The following is a 23,439-nucleotide window of genomic DNA, read 5'->3' on the forward strand; positions in this document are numbered from 1 at the left end:
GAGTGGAAATGCAAGAGAGCCTGTCTTCATTAAGCTTGAAATCAGTTCTGACAAGGAGCGAGGTTAGATGGAAAAAAATCAATCAATCTGTTTAGCTATCGATGAATCGATAAGATTCTTGAATTCTTCCCCGGATCTAAAGTTCAGCAGCGAATACAGCCGTCACAAATGGAATGGGGCCTGGTGGCATATGGCAGCAATTCACGAAATGGGAGAAGTGGACAAAATCCCCGAATCTGCTATTATCCAAGCTAAAAGTTGGCTGGAAACGCAAGTCTGGCAGACGTTCATCATTTCCCCCAATGATCATCCAACAAGTGAAAGTGATAAAATGAAGATGGATTGCTGTCATTGTGAACTTGCGGTGTACTATATGATTCTCCAAGCTTATGGCTGTGATTTGGATCATGAACTTCCCTGGATTCGCGAATGGCTATTGAAATATCAGTTACCTGATGGGGGATTGAACTGTGATCCGGATGCTTATGTTCATTCCCATAAAAGTTCTATTGTTTCTACCCTTCCGCCTCTAGAGGCTATCTTATGGCATACAAACCGCAATTTTACGGAACAGGAAGCCGTGTTTCTCGATGAAGGTGCACGCTATTTAATAGAGCATCGTCTTGTATGTTCTAAACGTGATGGGACCATCATTAATACCGATTGGCTAAAACCCTGCTTCCCGAGATTTTTTGAATATGATATATTGCGTGGAATGTCTTACTTGGTAGAATGGTCAAGGCGCAGAAACAAAGCCCTTCCGGAAGATTTGATTCTTGAGGGCTTGGAACAATTGAAACCCTATATGGCAGCAGGCAATATGCGAATTGGCAGACAAGTTTTTGATCCACAAGGGCCATGGAATGGAGACACCTTTCCCTTGCTAGAGGAATTGTCCAGAATGGGCGATGTTTCGCCTTATCTGACCAGTCAGCTGGAACGAGTTATTGAAGTACAACCGTTACTTGAATAACTTGTACCAGTATAAAGTGGTTTCAATATCTGGAGTATATGACTGCTTCAGTGTGTCAGCTCCACCTAGTATGAATCCTTGTTTCACATAAAATCGGCATGCACCAAGATTATCATCTTGTGCCTCCAGGGACATTCCGAGCAGATTTCTTTGTTTGGCCCAATCTTCTGCTTTATGTAAGAGCAGCTTTCCGACGCCACTGCCTCGATAATCCTTTTTGGTAGCAATGTTTTCAATATAACAGAAGCGATTCCAATCCTTAATGATTCTAATTTGTCCTATGCAAGCATTATTCGTATAAGCTAAAAACAAAGCTTTATCCTCTCGGTTTATAAATTGGCTCCAATCCAGTTGGTCATCTGGAAAGCGTATTTCTCTCGTTTTATCATAAAGTTCTTCAGTATAAGACCATCTTCCTGATTGTAAACAGGGGACAACTCTACCATATATCTCAAAAGAATCATTGGTCTTATTGATATCCTTTATTAGGTCATCATGTAATGGAGAAATAATGATTGTACTCTCACTGGTCAATATTACACACTCCTTTTAGGAAGTTTTGATGTATATAATACCATAAAAAGTAAGTTGCTCATTGTTATAATTTAAATCAACCATGTTTACAAAAAGAGCCCTTCAAGAAGCGAAGCCAACCCGTCATGATGACGGGTTGGCTGAATGATATTGAGGCTAGGGAATAAGGAAAGCTAAACGAGAAATTTGAACAAAAGCAGCCGATCTATGATCGACTGCTTTTGTTCATTTAACAGGTGATAGGGGACAGCTCATTGAAGTTACACCGTTCATGGTATGGTGTCCCCTCGCCTTTGCATAGGAATGTTTGGGGGATGACGTTTGCTTGCCTTCTCCGTTATAATATTCGTCATACTAGAGTTCGATCTGGAATGATGGGGGAGTAGAGATGAAGCTGGAACGTGTGCAGATTGAATATGCGCGTCTTGAGGATTTGCCGAGAATTGTGGAGATTTATAATTCCACCATTGAGAGCCGGATGGTGACAGCAGACCTGGAGCCTGTTACGGTTGAGCAGCGCATGCCCTGGTTTGAGGAGCATTCACCGGACCGTCGTCCGCTCTGGGTGATGAGACTTGAAGGACAAGTTATGGCCTGGGCCAGTCTGAGTTCATTTTACGGGCGGCCAGCATACAACGGTACGGTGGAAGTGAGTGTGTATGTTGACGAGCAATGCCGGGGAATCGGGGCTGGTGGACGTTTGTTAAATACGATTTTTGATGCTTGTCCTGCGCTGGGAATTACAACGATTCTGGGCTTTGTCTTTGGACATAATGAACCAAGTCTTGGTTTGCTGCGCAAGCATGGCTTTGAGCAATGGGGTTACTATCCGGAAGTGGCTGTGCTGGACGGTGTGAACCGGGATCTGGCGATTTTGGGCAAAAAAATAACGTAAATGATCTGCTGTCAGGCCATGAGCCATGATCAGTATTTTAATTAATAATAACTACTTTGAACCCAAAAAACCTCCAAAGCACGATGATGTGCTTTGGAGGTTTTTAACGTTTTTATTGCGGATACGGAGAGCTCTTAAAATCCGAGCTGCTGCTTGATATCCTTGATCTGCCCGAGATGGCGTTCTTCATGATAGCTTGCAAAATCAACCCACTGGGCAAGGTCCATCTCTCCAAATACAGGATGAGGGAAAGACTTGCTGCGCAGCAGGGAGGAGTCATTGCTTTGGGCGAAATCAGTCAATGCCTGATGGGATTGTTCCAGATCCCGGCGAACGTCAGCAAGAGATTCCGGCTCTGCGGGAGGCTGCACATGGGGTGGAGCATCGACGGAACGGCTGCGGTCCAGTGAAAGTTCGTAAGGTTTTTTATCCACGGTCACATGTTGTTCCTTCTGCATAGCAAGCTCAGCTTGCTTCACGATGATGCGCTCCATCAGGTTCAAGTGACGGAGTACCTGCATAACACTCCATTGCTCCGGTGAAGGTTTCCGGTTCAATTGTTCTCCGTCCAGCTCTGAGACGGTCTGCCAGATTTGGTGCCGAATATCGTCATTGCGAGTTAACATGTTGCAATCCTCTCCTTATACATGGGTTCTAGATGTCAGCTTGTGAGGTTCCAGTACTGAAATGCGGATGCTAGATCTATAGCATAGAGGATCGAAGCGGGAAATGCGAATGATGCCGAATTGATGTTGTTATGTGTAATGAGATTAACAAAAATAAAGCCGTCTGCGAAGAACGACTTCTCATCCAAATAAACGGACTCCAAAAAAAGATTGACGAGCAGACCGCGGCAAACTATAATCGGTAACAAGTAACTTGATATGTAAGGAGTCCTGACATGATATGTTAGTAATCGACGAGGTGTACCACCATACAGCATTGCAAATATCATCGTCCGATTTATTGTACCTTATCGAGCAGCTGAAGGTCAAAAAAGAAAATGAGATTGGAACCCTCAAACATAAAATTGAACAATTTGAACAAAAGAAGCGTGCGGAGGAAGTCGCCTATCAATCCATGTCGACCGTACGGAAGTGGTTCGCAGGCCGTCCTGCCTCCCATCATCAGGCCGTGGAATATATGGTCCAGGTGAAGGAGCGCTTTCGCAAGATGGAACAGATCCGCCGTCATATTCGAGAACTGGATCGGATTATGGAGCAAATCGAGCATCCTGACATCAAGGAGAAAGGCGAGATTGAGCTTCCGCCCGATATGATCCGCGAGATCAGACAGCTTAGTGAAACGGAGGATGTACAAGCATGACTTTGGAGACGTTAAGCTCCGGGATCGATACGGTCTGGGTGGTACTGAGTGCAGCCATGATTTTATTGATGGAGGGTGGATTTGCCCTCCTGGAGGCCGGGTTTGTCCGTTATAAAAATAGTGTGAACATTATTATGAAGGTATTTGCCGACATTACGATAGGCACATTACTGTTTTATGCTATTGGATTCGGATTGATGTACGGCTCTGATGCCGGAGGTTTTTTTGGAGTAACAGGATTCTTCCTGAATGGTGATCTGTCTCATATCGACGTGCCTGTATCGCTTGAAACGTTCTGGCTGTTTCAGGCCGCATTCACCATCGCTGTTATTTCCATCGTATCAGGTGCGGTAGCAGAACGGATCAACTTCCGGGCCTATCTCCTGTATATCATTTTGATGACGGCTATAATATACCCGGTTGGCGGTCACTGGGCATGGGGCGGCGGTTGGCTCAGCGAGCTGGGCATGCAGGATTTTGCGGGATCGGCTGTCATCCATGCGCTGGGTGGATTCTCAGCCTTGGCTGCAGCGATCATTATAGGTCCGCGCAAAGGCAAGTACACGCCTCATGGTGTGAGTGCCATTGCTCTTCCCAGCAATCTTCCGCTTGCTTCCGTAGGTGCATTTCTGCTGTGGTTTGGCTGGTTCGGCTTCAACGCAGGGAGTACGCTGAGCGCCACGGATGCAAGAATCGGTCATATTGCGATTGTCACCATGTTATCAGCGGCCTCGGGTGGAGCGGTTACGATGTTATACACGCTGTTCCGCTTCAAACGTTCAGATGCTCCGTCGGTCATTAATGGATCTCTTGCCGGTCTGGTGGGGATTACGGCAGGCTGTGCATTTGTAGGTGATGCAGCAGCGATCTTTATCGGTGCAGTATCCGGCTTGCTCATGATGGCAGCAACCAATTGGCTGGAACGTCGCCGGATTGATGATCCGGTTGGTGCTTTCCCTGTCCATGCGGCATCCGGGATGTGGGGGACGATTGCTGTAGGGCTGTTCGCGACAGATGGCGGGTTATTCATGGGCGGTGGCTGGAAGCTGCTCGGTGTTCAGGCACTGGGACTCGCAGCGCTTGTCATTTGGGGCTTTGTCATGACCTGGTTCGGTCTGAAGCTCATTGGCAAAATGGTACCTGTTCGTTCCACGGAAGAAGAGGAAGATCTGGGACTGGATATTAGCTATCATGGCGTGATGGCTGCGCATCAGGCTCATGAGTTTCTCGATGGAGAAGAGCACATTCGGGCTTTACAGCGTGATTCGTCCGATCAGATTCGTTAACAAGGTTTATATATGTAAGGAGACCTGCAGAACGTTCTGCGGGTCTCTTTTTTTTACTTTAAGCAGGGAAAGAACTCGTGCCGGAAGAATATACAGGTGTGAACGTGAATATGTCTCACCATAGATGTATTGGCTGAAGGAGAGGATCTGAATGATTAAACCCGAACAATGTGAACGTCTGACTAGAAAAGCTCGCAAAACGCTTAAGGAGTACGGATTGGGCACTGCCGCTGATCTATTGGTATCCTCAAGTCGCTGGGGAATCCGGCTGGATGTATCGACACTCGATGAATATCGCCGAACGGGCAATTCACGTGTGGGCGGCAATCCGGACCTCCCTGAGCATATCCAGTGGCCGCTGACACAGGATGGTGTACCGATGACTTTTCTTGCCCAGCTGAATCTTGTGGACTTGCTTCCATATACCCCGAATGATGGACGCGTGAGCTTGCCTGAACGGGGAATGCTCTACTTTTTTATTGGAGTCGATGAGCCCGCCTACAATATTGAACATCATGTGATCTATGAGCCGGATTCGCATAACTTGACTAGGCGTGAGCCTGAAGGCGTTACCGCGCTGGAGACCGAATTTGCTGCACATGCCGTTACGGTACTGCCTAATTTGGAGTTTCCTACATATGCTTATGTTGATGCCCAGGCGCTGAATGCACTATCCGTACAGCAGACGGGCGAGAATGAAGTGGCAGACCCGGAAGGGGGGCTGTATGAGCGGTATCTTGAATTCGAATCGGACTGGAATCATCCGAGTACCCAGAATTGGGGCGGAATGTTCGGTTACCCTGACGGGCAGCACCCGGATGCAGAGCATCAAGCCCTATTACAGATCGTACTTGGTGAAGAATACGAGTATGATGAAGAGAAGTGCGAGAACAAGCTGACCGCCCATTATGGCGGAGATCCGGAACGCACACGGCAGGAACTGGAAGACACGCTGCTGCTGCTTAAGATAGATACCCATGACGCCATTGGTTTCCAGTGGTGGGACTGCGGAGAACTGCAGTTTTTCATTCGTAAATCGGATCTGTTTGCCGGAAGGTTCGACCAAACGTATTGTTCGTTATATTCAAGCTAAGTTCCCGAATAAATGTATAGAAGCAACAAAAACGTCCCTGTTTCCGTCCATGTGATGGAAGGGGGATTTTTTTGTTCATTTTTTGTTCAGTGAATGTTGGTTTTGGTACACAACCTGTTTATTTATATATGGGGTATGGCTTGGGTTGAAATGAGATCATACGTTCTGTATAATGGGATAAAAAGGAAGTGAATTAGGTGATAGAATCCGTATTCAAACATATTGATGTGGCAGTCACATCGTTAATTGACATCTGTGATCAGCTGTCCGAACAGGACTTGGCTTTAACTCCGATTGAAGGGAAGCGCTCGGTTGGTGAACTGCTGTCTCATCTGTCGTTGATCTGCCGTGCAGATGTGTACATATCGGAAGGTACAACGGAAGAAGAGATGATGATGTTCTACGAGATGAATCACCCCTGTACGCTGAGCGAGATCAAGCAATCCCTGACGGATAATCGGATGTATCTATATCAGCGGTACAGGCAGTTTAACACAGAGGAACTGTTGAGGGTAACGGAATCTTATTGGGGGGCTTCATACAGCCGTTTGGAATGGCTGCTCGAAATGATGGGGCACATCTATCATCACAGAGGGCAGTTGTACACGATGCTGACTCTGGAGGGGATCGAGCCTGGCGTAGTATTGTTTGCATAGTGAACTACATAGTATATTTTGGTATTTCCTGAATCATGTCTATCTACTCCATACATAGAATCGTGCAGTCGGGTGCAGGCAACGCTCACTGGAGCAACAAGCTGATCATACGTTTCAATAATTTAGGAGGAGGAATGGGACAGAAAATGATGTATGATGCGATAAAAGAAAAGCTCCGAAATATTCTTAAGCTGCAGCAGACGATGGAGCTTCTGCCAATAACGGAAGGTTATTCTTCTGATCTGAAGTTCAAGGTCAAAATCCCGGGTCGAGGGGATTTTTTGCTGCGCACATTTGACTTGTCTCAAGAACCCTTGAAAAGAAATGAATATCAATGCATGGCGGGCATGCAGGAGTTGGGGGTTCGCTGCCCGTTACCGGTTAGCATGGGGAGACTTGATGAAGATAATGGCTATATGCTGCTTAGCTACATAGAGGGTGAAGACGCATCGAAGGTGCTCCCGAAGATGAACCAACAGAGCCAGTGGGCTATAGGTGTGCAAGCAGGTGATGAGCTGCGGAAAATGCACCAATTCAAGGTAGAGAACCAAGCAGAATCGTGGTACATACGCAAGAGCAAGAAGCATAAGCGTTATGTGGAGAAGTATAGACAGTGCTCTGTCAAAATGGAACATGATCAGCATGTTCTGGCATTTATCGAGGAGAGTCTGGACTGGATGAAACATCGGCCCGATGGGTTCCAGCATGATGACTTTCATCCGGGCAACCTTGTAATCAAGGAAGATAAGCTCGCAGGTGTTATCGATTTTAACTGTTATGACCAGGGGGATCCGGTTCATGAATTTCTGAAGCTGGGCCTGTTTGCATCCGAGACGAGCATTCCCTATTCCATTGGACAGATTCAGGGTTATTTTGGCGGGAATGAGCCTGATGAGCAGTTCTGGAGATTGTATTCCTTATACACAGCAATGGCGCTTGTATCTTCTGTAGTATGGATCCAGCAGGTGAAACCGGACGAGACAAATGACATGATGGGCAAGATTGAGCGTGTCCGGGAAGATCATGATGATTTTCGCAGATTCGTTCCCCGGTGGTATAATTTGAAGAATCAATGATTCATGGAATCGAAAGGAATAATGCCGTGGCACAGCCAGCTACCATTCTGCTTGTGGATGACGAGCAGGAAATTATTAAACTGATGGAGATTTATTTTGGCAATGAAGGTTACAGGGTTTTGACGGCAAGTGACGGTCTTGAAGCACTGGAACAACTGAAGAAAGAACAGATCGATCTGATTATTCTGGATGTCATGATGCCGAATATGGACGGACTCGAAGCGTGCATGAAGATCAGGGAAGAGCAGAAGATGCCCATCATCATGCTGTCCGCCAAGAGCATGGATATCGACAAGATAACGGGACTAAGCATTGGTGCGGACGATTATGTGACCAAGCCGTTTAATCCCCTTGAACTTGTTGCCCGGGCCAAATCGCAGCTTCGCAGGTACTATACGTTCAATGAAGGACGGGAACAGAAGGACCATGAATGGGTCATCGATGATCTGGTCATCAATACGGATACACATGAGGTCTGGGTGGACGAGCAGCCTGTTCGTCTGACTCCGCGAGAATTTGCCGTCCTGGAGCTGCTCGCACGTCATCAAGGCTCTGTATTAAGCATGGAGCAGATTTACAGACAGGTATGGAAAGAAGAATTTATGGAATCAAATAATACGGTGATGGTACATATTCGGAAGATTCGCGAGAAAATTGAAGTTGACAGTAAACATCCGAAATTTATTCAAACCGTGTGGGGCGTCGGCTACAAAATGATTAAACTGTAACACAAATGCTCGATTATATCGCGACGTTGCATGGCAGTTGAAGCACATGAGCAGGGAGTCTTGTAGATGAATTCAAAATTAATTAATACGGTTCGGTGGAAGTTTATCTATGCCTTTCTGCTAAGCGGGATTTTGACGGCAGCCATTCTGTATGGTGGCAGCAAAGTTGTGCAAGCCATTCTGGCAGCCCAGGTATATCCCAATTACTCCATTCCGGCCAGAGGAATCCGGTGGCTGATTAACCATGTTGGTTCTGTTCCGCTGCTGATTATGATCGGGGTGCTAGCTTTTGTGCTGTTCTTTTTCCTGTTCACGCGCAGAGTGATGCTGGTTCTGGACGAGATTACTGACGGTATTCAGGAGGTAGCCAAAGGGGAACTGTCACACCGGATCGAGGTGAAGACATCCGATGAATTCGGCGTTGTTGCTGCCAGCATCAATCAGATGGCTGAGCAATTGCAGCAATCGCTGCAGGAAGAACGAAGTGCGGTAGCTGCCAAAAATGACCTGATCACGGGTATCTCTCATGATCTCCGAACGCCGCTGACCTCCATTCTTGGCTTCCTGGAGTACATCGAGAAGGATCGGTATCAGGACGAGATTGAAATGCGTTATTATGTCAGCATTGCATATGAGAAATCCTTAACCTTAAGGAAATTGATTGATGATTTATTCGAGTATACACGTGTTAGCGGTGGAAGCCTTCCCTTGTCTCTGACACCGCTTAATCTGAATCCATTCCTGATGCAGCTGGCTGAAGAGTTTGCTCCCATGCTGGAAGAGGCAGGCATGACGTACAAGATCACTGGCGGTCAGGAGCCGCTGTGGATTATGGCAGCTCCAGGAGAGCTTGTCCGGGCCTACGAGAACTTGTTCAGCAATGCAATCCGGTATGGAGCACAAGGGAAAGTGGTTGAAATTGCATTATCCCTTGATGAGGGAGAAGCAGTGGTCCGTATCAGTAATTATGGAGAATCTATCCCGGCTCAGGATCTGCCTCATTTATTTGAAAGGTTCTACCGGGTCGACAAATCCCGCTCACGCGATACGGGAGGCACGGGGCTTGGTCTCGCTATTGCCAAATCCATGATTGAGCTGCATCATGGCCGTATCGCCGCATTCAGTGAGAATGGCAGAACCGATTTTGTGACCCGCTTCCCGCTGGCTCCTGCCTCTGTTCACCATGATTCAGAGGAACAGGAAAGGTAACAGTAGCAGTCTATATTAAGAAAATGATAAGAAGTTAACCACTTCCTTATTAAGAAGTATTCGGTAAGCTTAACCTCATCCACAAGAATCTGCTTAAATGGAGGAGGAGACCGAATATGAGAGGCTCATTACGTACAGTCAGATTAAGATACATATACATCTGTGGAGCAAGTGCGCTGCTTAGCGCGATGCTCCTGTTTGTCGTTTATCGCCTGTCACGTTTCGCTTATCATCACATCTTGTCTGAGGCCACTGGAGTGACTCGAATCGTCCACTGGGGAATCAACCATGTCGGAACAAGGCCCTTCTTGATATTCATCGGAGGAGCCTTATTTGCTCTGTTCTTTTGGATTCGATCCCAGAAAATTTCAGACGATATGAATCGGATTGCCATGGGAACACAGGAGATGGCTGCGGGGCAGATCCCCGCCCAGATTGAGGTGTTGAATGGAGGTGAGCTCCGGCAGATTGCAGCCAACCTGAATGACGTTGCACTCCGCATGCATAAGGAGCAGTTGAGTGGACGTGAAGGTTTCGCTTCACTGCCTGAATATACTCCAGGTCTCGTTAATCATGCCGATGAAAGGATGAAAAGAGACGAAGTGCAGCGAGGTTCGGTGCAAGCCGAATTGCCGATCAAACTGACGCTGTATGGAGTTCGTTCTGCTCTGGAGGAGATCATGAATGGACATTGCAGGGACCAAGCTGAGATAGAGCATTGGGCAAGAATGGCCTATGAACAGACATTACTGTTACAGCACGCACTTGAGTCCGTTCACCTGGACGCGCGTGAACATGCCTTCCCGGAAGAACAGGAAGGCAAGGAGCAGGGATATTGAGAAGTAAATTAAAGAAGGCCATGTATCCTATTTTTGATGCAGCAGTAGTCGTTGTTGTTTTGTTACTGATAGGTTGTCTCTATATGGTTCTATACGGTGAGGCTATGGTGCGTAATCATCCCGAGGCCATATTCCAAGCCTCTTCGACCGTTATTACCGACTCGACTGGAGCTGAAATTGCCAGATTCCGTACGCAGTCGAGCGGATTTGCAGAATATACGGATCTCGAAGACATGCCGGAGTTGTTAATACAGGCATTTCTGATTACGGAAGACCGCCGCTTTTATCAGCATGAAGGGATCGATTATATCGGTATCAGCCGGGCTATTGTGCAGGATATCGCACACATGGATTGGAGTCAGGGAGGCAGCTCCATTACACAGCAGTTGGCCAGAAATCTGTACTTAAACGGAGAGAAAACGCTGGTGCGGAAAGTGAACGAAATGTCGATTGCCCTATCACTGGAGAAGAGATTTAACAAGGATGAACTGCTGGAGATGTATCTGAATCATATTTATATGGGGCGCCAGCAGTATGGAGTGAAAGCCGCCTCGCGGCGTTACTTCGGCCATGAAGACCTGCATCAGCTTGAGCTATGGCAGATCGCTACGCTGGCGGGTATTCCCAAGGGGCCTTCCATCTATAATCCGGTGGATGATGATGAGCGATCCAAGCACAGGCGTTCCGTTATCCTTACTCTCATGTACGAACAGGGGCTGATTACCCAAGAACAAATGGAGGAAGCGCGCCGCGTGGACTATACGCCGCCTGAAGCAGCATCTGTGTCAGCTGCTGCAGAACAACCTATGCCGGATTATATATCTGCGGTGGATACAGTGATGCAGGAAGCTGCTCGTCTTACGGGCATAGGAGAAGCGGATCTTCAATCTGCAGGATGGACCATTCACACCGGACTCGACAGCCAGGCGCAGCTTGCCATGGAGGAAGCATTCCGTGACCCCTCACGGTATAGCGATGATCGGGAAGATGAACAGGTACAGGCCAGTATGGTTATAGTTGATCAGCATAATGGTGAAGTGAAAGCGATGATGGGTGGACGAAATCCGGTGACAGGTGGCATGAACCGGGCAATCACCGACGCAAGGCAGCCTGGTTCGGCATTTAAGCCGATTATTGCGTACGGTCCAGCTCTGGAATCCGGTCATTTTAAACCGGAGAGCATGCTGCCTGACAAACGCACATCGTATGGCAGTTATCGACCAAGCAATCTGGGAGGACACTATAGAGGTTCTGTCACAATGTCATTTGCACTCCAGAAATCCATTAATGCACCAGCGGTATGGCTTCTGAATCAGACGGGGCTCAAGCAGGCACATGAGTTTGCAAGCCGAGTGGGGATTGAACTGGATCAGGAAGATTTCAACCTCTCCATTGCGCTGGGAGGTTTACATAAAGGCGTATCACCGCTGAAAATGGCCCAGGCCTATTCCGTTTTTGCCAATAATGGCAGATTCAATACGGCACATCTAATTCGAGAGATTAGGGACACGAATGGACGAATCATTTACGCGTATCGACCCGAGAACAAGCAGGTAATTACGTCCACAACGGCTAATACAATGACCACGATGCTTCAAAATGTGGTTAGCCAGGGAACCGGCAGCCGGGCCGGGCTGAGCAGGTATAAGGTGGCGGGGAAAACGGGAACGACACAGGCAGCCGTACCCGGGATTGGCAGTAAGGGTAATCGGGATCTATGGTTTGTCGGTTACACGAGCAAGTGGACTGCAGCTGTCTGGATGGGATTTGACCACACCGATGCAGAACATTACATGCGTTCGGGCAGCGGTGCGGCGGCAGACTTGTTTGCATCAGTCATGAACCGTGCAGGTCGGTAGAGCTGAATGGATCCAACCTGTTTTCTTTTCTTTCGTGATTTACAACACAAAATATGGATTATAAGGTATAATGTACGTTTTAATGGTTTGGAAGGAGGATGAGATGGGAGATCAAGAACGTAACATTGATGTTGACACAAGATCATTATTTTCTGAACCCGGGACAAGGGTGGAGCTGCCGGGAATATCCGGATTGGGCGGCTGGCTTATTTTAATTCAGATTAGCTTAATTGCTTCGCTGCTGTTACTGGTTGTGGATCTGTCCCAGGTTTCCGTTATCATGAATCCGGCCGATCGGGGAATGTTCAGTGAAGCGGATCTGGATCTGTATTATCGTGTCATGAACCCGTTATTATGGTACGGAGCGATAAGTAACGTCATTCTTTTGCTCATCGTTATAGTGAATTTGGTCCTGTTGTATAGGAAAAAAAGGCAGTTTCCACGCATGATGATCATGCTGTACTTGGCTAACGTACTGGCTGCCATCGGGACATGGATCATGATTGGTCAGACGGAGATTCCAGGAGCGCTGAATGCGTTCGATACAACTCCCGCACGGAATTTAACCATCAGATCAATACTGACATGCTGTATCTTCATTCCATATTTTCTGAAGTCGGTTCGGGTGAAAAACACATTCGTAAAGTAATCTATTCTTACCAAGTAATCATTCAAAGATAGTAATTGTTAAAAGGCTCGTTATGATCAGGTTGAATCCTGATGAAACGGGCCTTTTCTATGACCATCAGATGTATAAGTCGATATCTAATTCCAGAACCGATTATGACTTGGCTCTTAGCGCGCCAGGCAGCCGGCGTATCATCTGGTTGAGAACTTCAGAGAGGACAAGTCCTACAGCGATGGCTCCCGATAACATAAGTGCTTTGGCAGCCATCTCGATGGCTGCACTATAGTCATTCTGTACAAAACTGCGCATGGCATTATACGCGAGACCACCAGGGACGAGTGGAATGATACCCGCGACGCTGAAGATAATGACCGGCGCCCGGAACAGACGGGAGAACATTTGGCTGATCACACCAACTGCGATGGTAGCTGCAAGTGTGGCAGGAACGGCATCTGCTGTATATTCCAGCACGACATAGATAATCCAGCCGATCATGCCGACGAAGCCGCCATGAAGCAGCATGCGGCGCGGAGCATTGAATATGATGCCAAACGCAGCCGAAGCGACAAAGCTGGTCAGGGCTTGTTCTATAAAATGAAGCATAACCTGCATACCTCCGTCTTACGTAAAAAGTGAAAATACAACCGCAATGCCTGTACCAATGGCAAACGCCGTCAGGAACGCCTCAGCTCCCTTGGATAACCCGGACACCAGATGTCCAGCCATCAGATCACGCACAGCATTGGTAATCAGGAGTCCGGGTACGAGCGGCATGACCGATCCGATAATGATTTTGTCGCGTTCATGTCCAGCTCCGATAGCAACAAGTAAGAAGGCGAGCAGGCCGATAACAAAAGAAGCGCTCAGCTCTGCGAAAAACTTGACCAGCACCAGCCGGTGGAAAACGATAACTGCGGCATAACCGATTCCTCCGCAGATCACAGCAGGCAGGAAGTCATCCCAGCCTCCGCCGAACATGATGGTAAAACAACCGCTCGAAAGTGCTGCGGCAAGCAGTTTGACCCGCGCAGAATAGGAAGAGGGTTTACCTTCAATCTGCAGCAGCAGATCATGGGCTTCCTGAACGGAGAGTTCCCCTTGGCCTATGCGGCGGGAGACAGCGTTCACTTCAGACACCTTATCCAGATCTGTGGTACGCTCGGAGATGCGAATCAGCTTGGCTGGTTCGGTAGCATCCACCGAGAAAAAGATGCCTGTCGGTACAACATAGCTATGTGAATGAGGGAGTCCCAGGGCGGCAGCCATCCGTTTCATCGTATCTTCCACACGGTAGGTTTCGCCCCCGCTTTGCAGCATGATTTTGCCTGCCAACAAGCAGATGGCAATCACGCGGGACTGTTCAGTCGTATTCTTTTCCGGAATCACCTTCTCGGTCTGGACCGTAGGAAGGGGATCAAGAGGGTTGTATTCCAAGCGGGATCATGCTCCGTTTCTTATGAGATAAGGCCTGGGGCCGACACCATTGTATCATATTTCACACGTTAACACGGAAACATACCGCACGAGCGATAAAGTCATACATACATTTCTAATACATCCGCTCAATCGTTTGCAGCAGCACCAAAAAGGCTGCGTCCCTAATCCCCGGAGGTTACAGGAGCGAAGCCTTTTGAATATTGCGTTATTACACATTGTATGAACTACATTAACAGGGTAATAACCAGCAGCTCATACAGCACGAGTGGCAGGATGGTTGGTCCAAACAGTGCGCGCGGCTCCGGATATCCATGCATTGGAGTGACCTGAAGATACAGAATCCCCCGATCTGCACTGATGATGACGCCTTCCCATACCTGACCATCGATATTTTGGACCTGTACTTTCTGGCCCACATACTGCCGGGCTGTATGATGAAGCATATTCCGCACACTTTGCACGGATTGGAGCATCGGTTGATTGGCCTGATAGACGACGCGTGCGGATGGTGTGGATGTGGATTCAGACATGGTGCACAACCCTTCCTCGAAATAAGTTCTTACTTCAAGGTATGCATCCGCCTACAAAAGGTGATTACACAAATGACATCTGAAGTCCCGCGCGTCCAGCCTGATAATCGACAAGGCCCAGTGCTCCATTCACAAAAGTAATCTGCGGAGGGATATGACCGAGGTCCACATCGTAAAGTACAGGCACATTCAGATCTCCAAGTGCAGAGGACAAGGCATCGGTGAAATTGAAATCCCCGGTATCCGAGTAACCTGCTGGTCTGCCAAACAAAAAGCCCTTTACGCCCGCAAACCAGCCGGCCTGTCTCATCTGCCACAGATGGCGATAAATATCCCCTGCATTCATCTCGCAGCTCTCCAAATACCAGATGGTGCCTTCATCCGCGCAATACTGGTCCAGATACGTTGCAACCGGCGCGTAAGGAGTGCCGATTAGGCAGGTGATGGTATCCATACAGCCGCCCAAGAGTCGTCCTGAGAACGTAACAGAGGCATTTGCATCATCTGGTTGACCGAGAAGTTTCCAGCGAGAAGGGGTGTCCAAATTGAAACCGGGCGACTCCTGTATCCAGGCCGATTGATAATGAGTGGAGGAAGATTGCGTAATCTGTCCTCCCTGACCCGTTTGTAATACATCAATCCAGCGGGCAGTCACCGGATCGAGCTTGTTCGATCTAAGGTCCACATAGTTGGTACCATGTGCTGTAGCCGTTCCCGTGAGCAGAGTATAGGCGAATAAAAAGGTGCTGATATCCGAGTAGCCCAGAACCCATTTCGGCGGTAATGTCCGTAGAGCTTCCCAATCCAGCAATGGCAGGATATCCATCAGAAACTCTCCGCCCCACGGTGGAATGATGGCCTTGATCGCTGGATCATGGAAAAAGGTGTTTATCTCTTCTGCACGGTTCTCTTTGGATGAGCTTACACATTTGATATTTTGCCGCAGCCAGCGGCTCTCCTGAACGTGGAAACCAAGTCGCTCCATATTGCGTTTGCTCTCATTCAGATAATGATGCAGGGACTCATCCACACCACTTGAAGGTGCGGCCACACCAATGGTGTCTCCTGAGGCAAGCGGCTGGGGGTAACGGATGGAATGGGTATTCATAGTGTAAGCCTCCGTTTCTGTTCATTATATTTTTTTGATAGATGATTTCCATTATATAGAATACCCCTATTAATTCCAGCCATTATTATAAAATTAGTTATCCAAAGGAATTTCCAGAGAGAATGGTGCTTTGATTTTCATTGGATAAGTGCTCAGCTTCATTTTTAGAAGACCTTTTATTTTTGCTCCGTTTTCAACAGTAGAGTGGACGGTTGTGATCCCTGAAGAATCTCCATCTCCAGAGCGGTAACTTGAGGTTGGGACATTGTAAGTCTTGCCAGCTTTGTCCTTAATCTCGGTAAAGCCCAAAGCAAATCCGCCCTCCATGTCTGGTACAGAGAACATTAGAATCCGGTCTTTTCCAGCAATTTGGCTTCCCATAAACTTCATAGTTGGAGGACCTCCTGTAATAGTCCCAGACTCCAAATCAAGGGAGAGATCCAGTTCATCCTTATCCAGACCAGAAAGACCAGACCCTTGCAAAGTAAGCTTTTTCGGAATGGAGAAATACATGCTCTCAAAGTAAATGGAACGTTCGCCATCGCCACCCATTGTTGTGTCCGTTCTCCACGCACGCCCTTGCTCATCAACCAGTTGAAGATCTCTGAATCCAAACACCTTCTTCGTATTTTTCGGATCGAATGCCACATCAAGTACGAGGCGAGTCGGGTAAAGCGTAGCTTGTTTGACATCAATACGCTGCCCATCTACCGTTAATGTTTGGTTCACTGGCAGAACTCTCTTCATGCCTTTGGTTAAATTTTTATCTACAGGTAGGGTGATCTTCCATTCTCCAGGATTCGCTTTACCTCTGGTTTTGAACACCACACTCAGCTCGTCGGGAGGAGTGGCCTCATCGGTAAAAACAACATCAATCATATTCTCGTACACATTTTCGTCTGAAGTGGGTTTGGGTGAAGAATAGCCAAAAGCAACAGGGAGATTGTCACCATTCTCATCAAGCAAGTCGATATCATACTCACCCTTCTCCGGATCTTTCATGCCTTTCATCGTATAAAAAATAACCATGCGTGACTCGTCGGTAATAATGCCGTCAATGGTCACAGAAGCCCCGTCATGCTCATCGGTAATCCCGACCTTCTGCAGCAAAGATTGGTCAATCGCCATCTGCAGGCCTTTGTCCTGGCGAATCATGCTGACGATGCCTTCCATGCCAGGCCATTGCTCCACGAAGGAGGCAAAGGCGGGGGAGACTCGGATACATCCGGTAAACAGCAGGATGATGGCCGCTGCCGAGATCGAGCTCATGTACCAGCGTACCCGCGATTTACGCCTGCGTGCAGCCTGACGAATTCCGGTCTGTACAGACTGCTGCACAGCAGCATCCGGAACAGTGATCGTATCGTATTCCGTTTTACGTCCATGCAGACGTTGTTCCAACTCCTCAAACTGCTTCTGTTCATCGGTCATGATCATGCATCTCCTTTCATTTGTAGCTGAGCACGAAGCTGTCCAAGTGTCCGGTGAAGTCGGGATTTGACCGTACCAACCGGAATGTCGAGGATCTCTGCAGTTTCGGTGAGGGAGAATCCTTCGAAATAACTCAGGATAATAATCTGTTTGCAATCCGGGTCCAATGCAGATACAGCTGCGGCGAGATCCGGGTCTTCGGGCCGGTCCCAACTGCTCGGTTCGTGCATCTCCGTGACGGGGCTATAACGGTTCTTCCGTTTGCGTTCGTCTGCACAGTAATTGAGCAGGATGCGAATGAGCCAGGTGCCGAAGTATGAAGGCTCTTTTAGTTTTTTTAGTTTGCGGTATGCTCGGTATGTAGACTCCTGTATCGCTTCCAGGGCATCTCCCTCGTTGTGCAGGTAAGCATAAGCGATACGATACAGGCGGCTCTGATGCATTGCCATTAAGGCAGCAAAAGCCTCAGCATCCCCTTTTTGTGCGGCAACAGTAAGCTCAGTAGGGGTCACATGGCGCCTCCTTTCATGGCTTTGTTTCGTATTAGACCGTGTAAAGGGCCAATCGGTTCTTGCTTTTAGAAAAATTATGTAGATTATTGCTCAAATTCTCGTTCAGTACCTTGAATCAGATCGCAAACAACCGCCAGGCTGTCTCTTGTAGTTCAACAAGAGTCCTGACGGTTATTCAAGTTTGGTTTCACTTTGTCTGCTGGATTACTATTTCGTTGCAGCTGCTTCTCGCAGATAGGAGGCGGTAGAAGTGTTGCCGCGTTCAGTTGCAATGTCCAGTGCAGTTTGACCTGCTGCATTCAGAGCATTCGGGTCCGCACCATGCTGTAGCAGCAGTTGAATCAGTTCAGCTTGATCCGTATGAAATGCTGCCGAATGGAGGGCATTCTGTCCATCACTGTCAAGGATACTGCAAGATGCTTCATGCTCCAGCAGCAAACGGATGACCTCTGAGGAACGCTCCCCTGCAAGCGACGCGTGCAGCGCAGTATTGGAAGGAATGAATGAGATCTTGGAATGAGAAATGGCATTTACATCTGCTCCATGATCAAGAAGAGTACGAACTGCATCTGCTTGTCCATAATGCGAGGCATATCCCAGTGGGGTAAGCCCATCTACATTCTCGGTGTTGGCCAGCTCAGGGAAGGTTGCAAGAACCGATTGCAGGTTCGCTACATCACCATGTTGTGCTGCCTGAAATAAAGCGCGAATTGCTTCGGATTGATTCAATTGAATGACCTCCATTCTAATCCATATAAAGTCGCTTAGCTGCCTCTAGGGCAGGTACGGCAAAACAGGCCAGTGGGGAAGGCAGGTCATGGAGCGGGAACCAGCCGATCTCGCCAATTGCGCCGCCTTCTTCCAGGTTTCGGGCGATGCCGCGGATATTCCGGGCCGAGTAGAGGACCGATATCCAATGTTCTTCTCGTTCCGGACGAATGGTCTCAGCGGTGCAGAGCAATTGATCGATGCTAATATCCAGATCCACTTCTTCCTTGATCTCCCGAATGACCGCCGTTTCCAGTGATTCGTATGGGTCGACTTTACCCCCGGGAATGCTCCAAGTGTACTGCTCCGGCTGACGATTCCGCCATACGAGAAGCACCTCATTGCGTTCGTTCAGGATAACGGCTCCGACACCAATACGAGGTTGATCGGAGGCAGCTGCGACGGGTATAGTGGTTGCCGAGTATTCGGATTTCAGCTTCGGCGAGGTGGATTGGAACGACAGCGGAAGTCCGGTCCGGGCAGCCCACTCCTCAGCCAGAATGCTCATGGAGATCAGGTCATAATGGGTTCCATCCCGCAAGACAGCCGAGCGCTGCCGACCTTCTTCTCGGAATCCGGCTTTTAAGTACGCGCGCCTGGCGGCTTCATTGTATTCGATCACTTCCAGCGCAATCCGGTTCAGATTCAGTTCATGGAAGCCATACCGAATAATCAGAGCTAGTGCATCACTCCCGTATCCCTGACCACGATCCTTGTCTTCACCAATGCCAATGGCAAGACGAGCCGAGCGATTGTTCCATTCAATTCGGTAAAGAGCGGTAAATCCGATGAATCGATTGTCCTCCAGTGTTCGCAGGGCAAATTCAAAACCGTTGTCTCTTCGGACAGCAGATGAACCCGTCTCGTCCGGGGTTAGCGGAACCGCAATATCTGTATCCAGGTTGCGCAAATATTCGTAATTGTCCGTGTAATGTGCCAGACGCATGCAATCTTCCGGGCATGGAGCGGCGAGCCGGACTTTGGAGCCGTGAAAAGCATTCAAGTTACGTGGAGCCATGCTGCGTACACCTCTTTTGATTTGTAATCTGTTTTAGGTTTTAGGTCGTGTAAGCTGAAAAATATCTCGTATGTTTATTATACTATGGATGCCAGACAATTACCGAAAGACAGCAAAAAGGCTCTGCCGACCCGGTTGTCAGCAAAGCCCTGTTGGTAGGGCGCATAGCCCGATGATGGATTATAACGAATCGGAATTCTGTACAGAAGGACGGTTTATATTTTTGCCATAATAAATCTCATCCATCTCAAGCTTCAGCCACTCCGTAATTTCATGCTGTTCCGCCTGGCTCAGCTTGTCCTTGGTATAACCAAAGAGGTAGTTATCGAGGTCAAACGCCTTCAGCTTGCATTTCGTGTGGAAAATATTTTCCTGATACACGTTAACGTCAATCATGTCGAAGCCTTTTTTGATCTCGTCCGGAATATAGTTCTGAATCGAACCGATCTCGTGGTCAATAAACAGCTTGCGGCCGCTCGTATCCCGCGTGAATCCACGAACCCGATAATCCATGATCATGATATCCGTGTCAAACGAATGGATCAGATAATTGAGCGCCTTCAGCGGCGAGATTTCCCCACAGGTGGAGACGTCGATATCGGCACGGAAGGTACTGATCCCTTCACTGGGGTGGAATTCGGGATACGTATGAACAGTGATATGGCTCTTGTCGAGCTGCATGACGACATTGTCCGGGAGCGGACCTGGGGATTCTTCAAACGACTCCTCCGGAACCTCCACGATCGGTCCTTCCGAGACAAGCATCGTCACACTGGCCCCTTGGGGGACATAATCCTGCTGCGCGATATTGAGCACATGCGCACCAATGATGTCCGCAACATTTTTCAGAATTTTGCTCAGACGATCTGCGTTGTATTGTTCATCGATATATTCAATATAAGCTTCGCGTTCTTCTTTGGTTTTGGTGTAGCAGATGTCGTACATGTTGAAGCTCAGCGACTTGGTCAGGTTGTTGAACCCATGCAGTTGAATGCGCTGCTCAGGCGTTAATGTCATGGCTGCAGTTCCCCTTTATCCATACGACATGGTAATCGCAGTTTTAATACTACTTATACCCAACCTTCCGCCAAAAAAAACATAAGTACGAATTCCGGCTTATCCAGCCGTATTAGAATGAGGAGTCCTCATACTCGCTTACGCTGTTCATCCGCTCGTCCTCGGCGATGGACTGAATATCCTCGGAAGTGACACTGATGATCGTGTAATCCTCATTTTGCTGTTTCTTCACGGCTTTTTCCTTCACAAAACGGGGGCTGCCTTCTGCGGCATCCTCATCATAGACCAACAGGATGCCATCGCTTTTGCGCAGCAGCAAGTCATCCCGTGCTGTAAATTGCCATGGGCCGATGTAAGGCTGCTTGCTCACCGCTCCGTAGTAATCCACGCCCTGAAGGATGGTGCGGTAGTATTCCTGCTTGTCTTCTTTCCATTGTTCCTCCGGGTTCTGAAAGGCAGTGATAATGGACAGCTTCAAGTGGGGATAGGTCTCTTTCAGCTCAAGTACCACCTCGCAGGCCCACAGGTCCACACCATATTGTCCAGGAGTCAGCACCCACTCCAGTCCATCCTCGACAAGCGGCGTGAGACGGGAGGAGATGGCCTTTTTGATAAAGGGAATTCCTTCATGCTTCTGTCCGAAAATTTGCAGTTCATGTGCCCGGTATCCGGTTATTAACAGGTTTTTCAGCGTAACTTCCTCCTTCTCAGCACGACTTGTCCTCTAAACGCCCAACCATCAAGATTACTTCGAAGCTGGCGCATCTGTACGGAAAGGATAGAGGAATTGCTTCGGAATATCCGTCTCGAAGGTCATGAGCTCGTCCGTTGTAGGATGAATGAAGGATAACACGCGTGCATGGAGTCCAAGACGTCCGAGTGTTTTGGTGCGAGAACCATACTTCTTGTCGCCTGCAATGGGATGGCCGAGATCTTCCATATGCACGCGGATCTGGTTTTTGCGACCGGTCTCCAGCCGAACTTCGAGCAGGGAGAACTCACGGTTCGATTGAAGCCGTTTATAGTGTGTAACCGCATGCTGTCCATCGTTGGGACGTGGGCTGGAGTACATCTTCAGCGTTTTGCTCTCCTTCAGCCAGGAGGAAATGGTGCCCACCGGTTTGGCTACCTGACCTTCGACAAGCGCCACGTATACGCGTTCCTGCACCTTGTCCTTCCAATTGTCCTGCAGATTCTGCTTCACTTCTTCACTCTTCGCGAACATCATGACACCTGATGTATCCCGATCCAGCCGGTGCACGACAAATATGCGATTGCGCGAATCGGTACGGCGTACGTGCTCAGTCAGTTGACGATACGCGGTGATCTCATCGCTACGATCTGCTGCAATGGACAACAGTCCGGCATCCTTGCGAATCACGATAATGTCATCGTCTTCATGCAAAATCGTAAGTCCTGACATGGTTGGTGCGGCTACGGCGCCTTCCTTGCTGATGGAAACCATCTGTCCAGGCGTCAGCGGATGGTTAAACTTGGTGACTACGGTCTGGTCTACGGATACTTGTCCTCGTCCCAGGATGGACTTGACGGCATTCCGGCCTGATTTTAGATGCTGGAGCAGGAAGTTCAGCAGCTCATCCGGTTCAGTTACTTTATATTGGCGAGGTGGTTCCTGTTTACGATAATGGGCATTGCCCGCGCGTTTGGGAGTACCTGAATGTTTGGGTTTGGAAGCAGCCGAGGACTTCGAGGTTAAGGGCTTCTTCGATGCTCCACTATTACGGGATGTGGGAGCCCCAGAAGATGAAGTCGAAGCGTTAGCTTTCGGGGAACGTGCTGCCGAGGCACTCGCTGGTCCTTTACCTTTGGCCGATGGACGGCCTGTTGATCGATTGCGTTTATTCATGAATACTAATCTCCTTCTGAACAGCCTGTACCGCTTGTGTGCATACGATCCGTTCATTTCGTTTATGCAGTTCAATATACCATTAACCGGGTGCAAATAAAAATAGGTGGAACGAATCTGTTATCCATCCAAGCGAGCGAGAATCGAGATTCATAGAATAACGTATCCCACAGCATTGGAGGTGTTACTCATGGGTGTGTTCCTCGATATGAGAACTTCGATGAACTCGGGAACCGTAGGACAGCCCGGTTTATCTCTGGGTCCATCCCCGGAAGCGTTCGGATCGATTGGCCTTCAGACCCTTGGTGTTGCGAATCCCATTATCACCTTGAATGGCACGGTTGGTGTAACCGGAGAGATCGGAGATACGTTCGTTGTCGAAATCGTTCGCGGCAGCTTTTATGATCCGTTCTTTTTAATCTATCGGGCTGAAGGCACAATAGGACAGAACGGCGGGGCTGAATTCCATTCGTTTACGGCACAGGACCTGTCAGCACCACCTGCTCTGGAGAGTGTGTATACTTCGTTTATTTCCGGCGTGTCTACGGCAGTGCGTACCGGACCGGAAATGTTCTATGGCATTGCAGCAACGACCTAGCCGATATGTAATCTTTGATCCGAAGGTAGGGCGTCAAAAATTCTGATTCAC

At 48.4% G+C, this 23,439-nt stretch carries 26 protein-coding genes and 1 pseudogene; 13 read left to right on the plus strand and 14 right to left on the minus strand.

Features of this window, described 5'->3' with window-relative positions; genetic code table 11:
- The first annotated feature begins 67 nt into the window (after positions 1–67).
- Positions 68–973 carry a prenyltransferase/squalene oxidase repeat-containing protein gene (locus F4V51_RS07230; protein ID WP_153977444.1) on the plus strand — a complete coding sequence of 302 codons (906 nt, stop codon included), beginning with the start codon at positions 68–70 and terminating at the stop codon, positions 971–973.
- Here F4V51_RS07230 and F4V51_RS07235 read toward each other — a convergent pair.
- Positions 962–1,507 carry a GNAT family N-acetyltransferase gene (locus tag F4V51_RS07235; RefSeq protein ID WP_153977445.1) on the minus strand — a complete coding sequence of 182 codons (546 nt, stop codon included), beginning with the start codon at positions 1,505–1,507 and terminating at the stop codon, positions 962–964. The two genes, F4V51_RS07230 and F4V51_RS07235, sit on opposite strands and share 12 nt — an antisense overlap.
- 388 nt (positions 1,508–1,895) lie before the next feature.
- Between F4V51_RS07235 and F4V51_RS07240 the strand changes: the two genes are divergently transcribed.
- On the plus strand, positions 1,896–2,402 hold the full coding sequence (locus F4V51_RS07240) for a GNAT family N-acetyltransferase (RefSeq protein WP_153977446.1): 507 nt from the start codon (positions 1,896–1,898) through the stop codon (positions 2,400–2,402).
- Positions 2,403–2,536: 134 nt separating this feature from the next.
- Here the strand turns inward: F4V51_RS07240 and F4V51_RS07245 are convergent, their stop codons facing one another.
- Positions 2,537–3,028, minus strand: a complete 492-nt coding sequence (locus tag F4V51_RS07245; RefSeq protein ID WP_153977447.1) for a DinB family protein — start codon at positions 3,026–3,028, stop codon at positions 2,537–2,539.
- Positions 3,029–3,308: 280 nt separating this feature from the next.
- On the opposite strand from F4V51_RS07245, the gene F4V51_RS07250 reads away from it, so the two are divergent.
- From F4V51_RS07250 to F4V51_RS07295, 10 genes are all read left to right on the plus strand, one after another.
- Entirely contained in the window at positions 3,309–3,728 is a 420-nt protein-coding gene (locus F4V51_RS07250; RefSeq protein ID WP_153977448.1) for a hypothetical protein, read from the plus strand.
- Positions 3,725–5,014, plus strand: coding sequence for an ammonium transporter (locus F4V51_RS07255; RefSeq protein ID WP_153977449.1), 1,290 nt, complete (start codon positions 3,725–3,727; stop codon positions 5,012–5,014). The genes F4V51_RS07250 and F4V51_RS07255 overlap by 4 nt, the downstream gene beginning before the upstream one ends.
- 151 nt (positions 5,015–5,165) lie before the next feature.
- The gene (locus tag F4V51_RS07260) at positions 5,166–6,107 is read left to right on the plus strand and encodes a YwqG family protein (RefSeq protein ID WP_153977450.1); all 942 of its coding nucleotides are present in this window, start codon (positions 5,166–5,168) and stop codon (positions 6,105–6,107) included.
- Between the two features lie 197 nt (positions 6,108–6,304).
- Positions 6,305–6,763 carry a DinB family protein gene (locus F4V51_RS07265; RefSeq protein ID WP_153977451.1) on the plus strand — a complete coding sequence of 153 codons (459 nt, stop codon included), beginning with the start codon at positions 6,305–6,307 and terminating at the stop codon, positions 6,761–6,763.
- A gap of 134 nt (positions 6,764–6,897) precedes the next feature.
- The gene (locus F4V51_RS07270; RefSeq protein WP_162009911.1) at positions 6,898–7,839 is read left to right on the plus strand and encodes an aminoglycoside phosphotransferase family protein; all 942 of its coding nucleotides are present in this window, start codon (positions 6,898–6,900) and stop codon (positions 7,837–7,839) included.
- The gene (locus F4V51_RS07275; protein WP_201281188.1) at positions 7,836–8,567 is read left to right on the plus strand and encodes a response regulator transcription factor; all 732 of its coding nucleotides are present in this window, start codon (positions 7,836–7,838) and stop codon (positions 8,565–8,567) included. The genes F4V51_RS07270 and F4V51_RS07275 overlap by 4 nt, the downstream gene beginning before the upstream one ends.
- 66 nt (positions 8,568–8,633) lie before the next feature.
- The gene (locus tag F4V51_RS07280; RefSeq protein ID WP_153977454.1) at positions 8,634–9,776 is read left to right on the plus strand and encodes a sensor histidine kinase; all 1,143 of its coding nucleotides are present in this window, start codon (positions 8,634–8,636) and stop codon (positions 9,774–9,776) included.
- Positions 9,777–9,892: 116 nt separating this feature from the next.
- A complete protein-coding gene (locus F4V51_RS07285; RefSeq protein WP_153977455.1) occupies positions 9,893–10,615 on the plus strand; it encodes a HAMP domain-containing protein in 723 nt (240 codons plus the stop codon).
- Positions 10,612–12,474 carry a transglycosylase domain-containing protein gene (locus F4V51_RS07290; protein WP_236146711.1) on the plus strand — a complete coding sequence of 621 codons (1,863 nt, stop codon included), beginning with the start codon at positions 10,612–10,614 and terminating at the stop codon, positions 12,472–12,474. The genes F4V51_RS07285 and F4V51_RS07290 overlap by 4 nt, the downstream gene beginning before the upstream one ends.
- Before the next feature lie 103 nt (positions 12,475–12,577).
- Positions 12,578–13,123 (plus strand): DUF2569 domain-containing protein, encoded by a 546-nt coding sequence (locus F4V51_RS07295; protein WP_162009912.1) that lies wholly within the window; start codon positions 12,578–12,580, stop codon positions 13,121–13,123.
- Positions 13,124–13,255: 132 nt separating this feature from the next.
- On the opposite strand, the gene F4V51_RS07300 is transcribed toward F4V51_RS07295, so the two are convergent.
- The 12 genes and pseudogenes from F4V51_RS07300 to F4V51_RS07350 form a co-directional block, all read right to left on the minus strand.
- Positions 13,256–13,705, minus strand: coding sequence for a threonine/serine exporter family protein (locus F4V51_RS07300; RefSeq protein ID WP_153977458.1), 450 nt, complete (start codon positions 13,703–13,705; stop codon positions 13,256–13,258).
- Between the two features lie 18 nt (positions 13,706–13,723).
- Positions 13,724–14,488 carry a threonine/serine exporter family protein gene (locus F4V51_RS07305; protein ID WP_390584586.1) on the minus strand — a complete coding sequence of 255 codons (765 nt, stop codon included), beginning with the start codon at positions 14,486–14,488 and terminating at the stop codon, positions 13,724–13,726.
- 275 nt (positions 14,489–14,763) lie between these two features.
- Positions 14,764–15,069 carry a hypothetical protein gene (locus F4V51_RS07310; protein WP_095289295.1) on the minus strand — a complete coding sequence of 102 codons (306 nt, stop codon included), beginning with the start codon at positions 15,067–15,069 and terminating at the stop codon, positions 14,764–14,766.
- A gap of 64 nt (positions 15,070–15,133) precedes the next feature.
- Complete coding sequence (locus F4V51_RS07315) at positions 15,134–16,177, minus strand: S66 family peptidase (protein ID WP_153977459.1); 1,044 nt, start codon at positions 16,175–16,177, stop codon at positions 15,134–15,136.
- Positions 16,178–16,270: 93 nt separating this feature from the next.
- Positions 16,271–17,608: a DUF4179 domain-containing protein gene (locus tag F4V51_RS07320; protein ID WP_162009913.1), complete on the minus strand. Its 1,338-nt coding sequence runs from the start codon at positions 17,606–17,608 to the stop codon at positions 16,271–16,273.
- A gap of 2 nt (positions 17,609–17,610) precedes the next feature.
- A complete protein-coding gene (locus F4V51_RS07325) occupies positions 17,611–18,120 on the minus strand; it encodes an RNA polymerase sigma factor (RefSeq protein ID WP_236146712.1) in 510 nt (169 codons plus the stop codon).
- Positions 18,121–18,327: 207 nt separating this feature from the next.
- Positions 18,328–18,849 (minus strand): ankyrin repeat domain-containing protein, encoded by a 522-nt coding sequence (locus F4V51_RS07330; protein ID WP_153977461.1) that lies wholly within the window; start codon positions 18,847–18,849, stop codon positions 18,328–18,330.
- Positions 18,850–18,865: 16 nt separating this feature from the next.
- Complete coding sequence (locus F4V51_RS29020) at positions 18,866–19,264, minus strand: NUDIX domain-containing protein (protein WP_416226532.1); 399 nt, start codon at positions 19,262–19,264, stop codon at positions 18,866–18,868.
- Between the two features lie 150 nt (positions 19,265–19,414).
- Positions 19,415–19,906, minus strand: a pseudogene (locus tag F4V51_RS07335) (GNAT family N-acetyltransferase); the annotation flags it as partial.
- Positions 19,907–20,086: 180 nt separating this feature from the next.
- Positions 20,087–20,923 carry an adenosylmethionine decarboxylase gene (speD, locus tag F4V51_RS07340; RefSeq protein WP_095289300.1) on the minus strand — a complete coding sequence of 279 codons (837 nt, stop codon included), beginning with the start codon at positions 20,921–20,923 and terminating at the stop codon, positions 20,087–20,089.
- Positions 20,924–21,035: 112 nt separating this feature from the next.
- The gene (locus F4V51_RS07345; RefSeq protein ID WP_153977462.1) at positions 21,036–21,614 is read right to left on the minus strand and encodes an SLOG family protein; all 579 of its coding nucleotides are present in this window, start codon (positions 21,612–21,614) and stop codon (positions 21,036–21,038) included.
- A 54-nt stretch (positions 21,615–21,668) separates the two neighbouring features.
- On the minus strand, positions 21,669–22,790 hold the full coding sequence (locus F4V51_RS07350; RefSeq protein ID WP_153977463.1) for an RluA family pseudouridine synthase: 1,122 nt from the start codon (positions 22,788–22,790) through the stop codon (positions 21,669–21,671).
- A gap of 190 nt (positions 22,791–22,980) precedes the next feature.
- On the opposite strand from F4V51_RS07350, the gene F4V51_RS07355 reads away from it, so the two are divergent.
- Positions 22,981–23,388 (plus strand): hypothetical protein, encoded by a 408-nt coding sequence (locus tag F4V51_RS07355; RefSeq protein ID WP_153977464.1) that lies wholly within the window; start codon positions 22,981–22,983, stop codon positions 23,386–23,388.
- Positions 23,389–23,439 lie beyond the last annotated feature (51 nt).

The organism is Paenibacillus xylanilyticus (genome assembly GCF_009664365.1).
Taxonomy (GTDB): domain Bacteria; phylum Bacillota; class Bacilli; order Paenibacillales; family Paenibacillaceae; genus Paenibacillus; species Paenibacillus xylanilyticus_A.

Excerpts from the sequence above, each read along its gene's own strand:
- F4V51_RS07260 (WP_153977450.1), top strand. The coding sequence starts at position 5,166 with ATGATTAAACCCGAACAATGTGAACGTCTGACTAGAAAAGCTCGCAAA.
- F4V51_RS07310 (WP_095289295.1), bottom strand. The coding sequence starts at position 15,069 with ATGTCTGAATCCACATCCACACCATCCGCACGCGTCGTCTATCAGGCC.
- F4V51_RS07300 (WP_153977458.1), bottom strand. The coding sequence starts at position 13,705 with ATGCTTCATTTTATAGAACAAGCCCTGACCAGCTTTGTCGCTTCGGCT.
- F4V51_RS07245 (WP_153977447.1), bottom strand. The coding sequence starts at position 3,028 with ATGTTAACTCGCAATGACGATATTCGGCACCAAATCTGGCAGACCGTC.
- F4V51_RS07315 (WP_153977459.1), bottom strand. The coding sequence starts at position 16,177 with ATGAATACCCATTCCATCCGTTACCCCCAGCCGCTTGCCTCAGGAGAC.
- F4V51_RS07295 (WP_162009912.1), top strand. The coding sequence starts at position 12,578 with ATGGGAGATCAAGAACGTAACATTGATGTTGACACAAGATCATTATTT.
- F4V51_RS07280 (WP_153977454.1), top strand. The coding sequence starts at position 8,634 with ATGAATTCAAAATTAATTAATACGGTTCGGTGGAAGTTTATCTATGCC.
- F4V51_RS07230 (WP_153977444.1), top strand. The coding sequence starts at position 68 with ATGGAAAAAAATCAATCAATCTGTTTAGCTATCGATGAATCGATAAGA.
- F4V51_RS07350 (WP_153977463.1), bottom strand. The coding sequence starts at position 22,790 with ATGAATAAACGCAATCGATCAACAGGCCGTCCATCGGCCAAAGGTAAA.
- F4V51_RS07285 (WP_153977455.1), top strand. The coding sequence starts at position 9,893 with ATGAGAGGCTCATTACGTACAGTCAGATTAAGATACATATACATCTGT.
- F4V51_RS07250 (WP_153977448.1), top strand. The coding sequence starts at position 3,309 with ATGTTAGTAATCGACGAGGTGTACCACCATACAGCATTGCAAATATCA.
- F4V51_RS07270 (WP_162009911.1), top strand. The coding sequence starts at position 6,898 with ATGGGACAGAAAATGATGTATGATGCGATAAAAGAAAAGCTCCGAAAT.
- F4V51_RS07320 (WP_162009913.1), bottom strand. The coding sequence starts at position 17,608 with ATGACCGATGAACAGAAGCAGTTTGAGGAGTTGGAACAACGTCTGCAT.
- F4V51_RS07240 (WP_153977446.1), top strand. The coding sequence starts at position 1,896 with ATGAAGCTGGAACGTGTGCAGATTGAATATGCGCGTCTTGAGGATTTG.
- F4V51_RS07255 (WP_153977449.1), top strand. The coding sequence starts at position 3,725 with ATGACTTTGGAGACGTTAAGCTCCGGGATCGATACGGTCTGGGTGGTA.
- F4V51_RS07355 (WP_153977464.1), top strand. The coding sequence starts at position 22,981 with ATGGGTGTGTTCCTCGATATGAGAACTTCGATGAACTCGGGAACCGTA.
- speD (WP_095289300.1), bottom strand. The coding sequence starts at position 20,923 with ATGACATTAACGCCTGAGCAGCGCATTCAACTGCATGGGTTCAACAAC.
- F4V51_RS07275 (WP_201281188.1), top strand. The coding sequence starts at position 7,836 with ATGATTCATGGAATCGAAAGGAATAATGCCGTGGCACAGCCAGCTACC.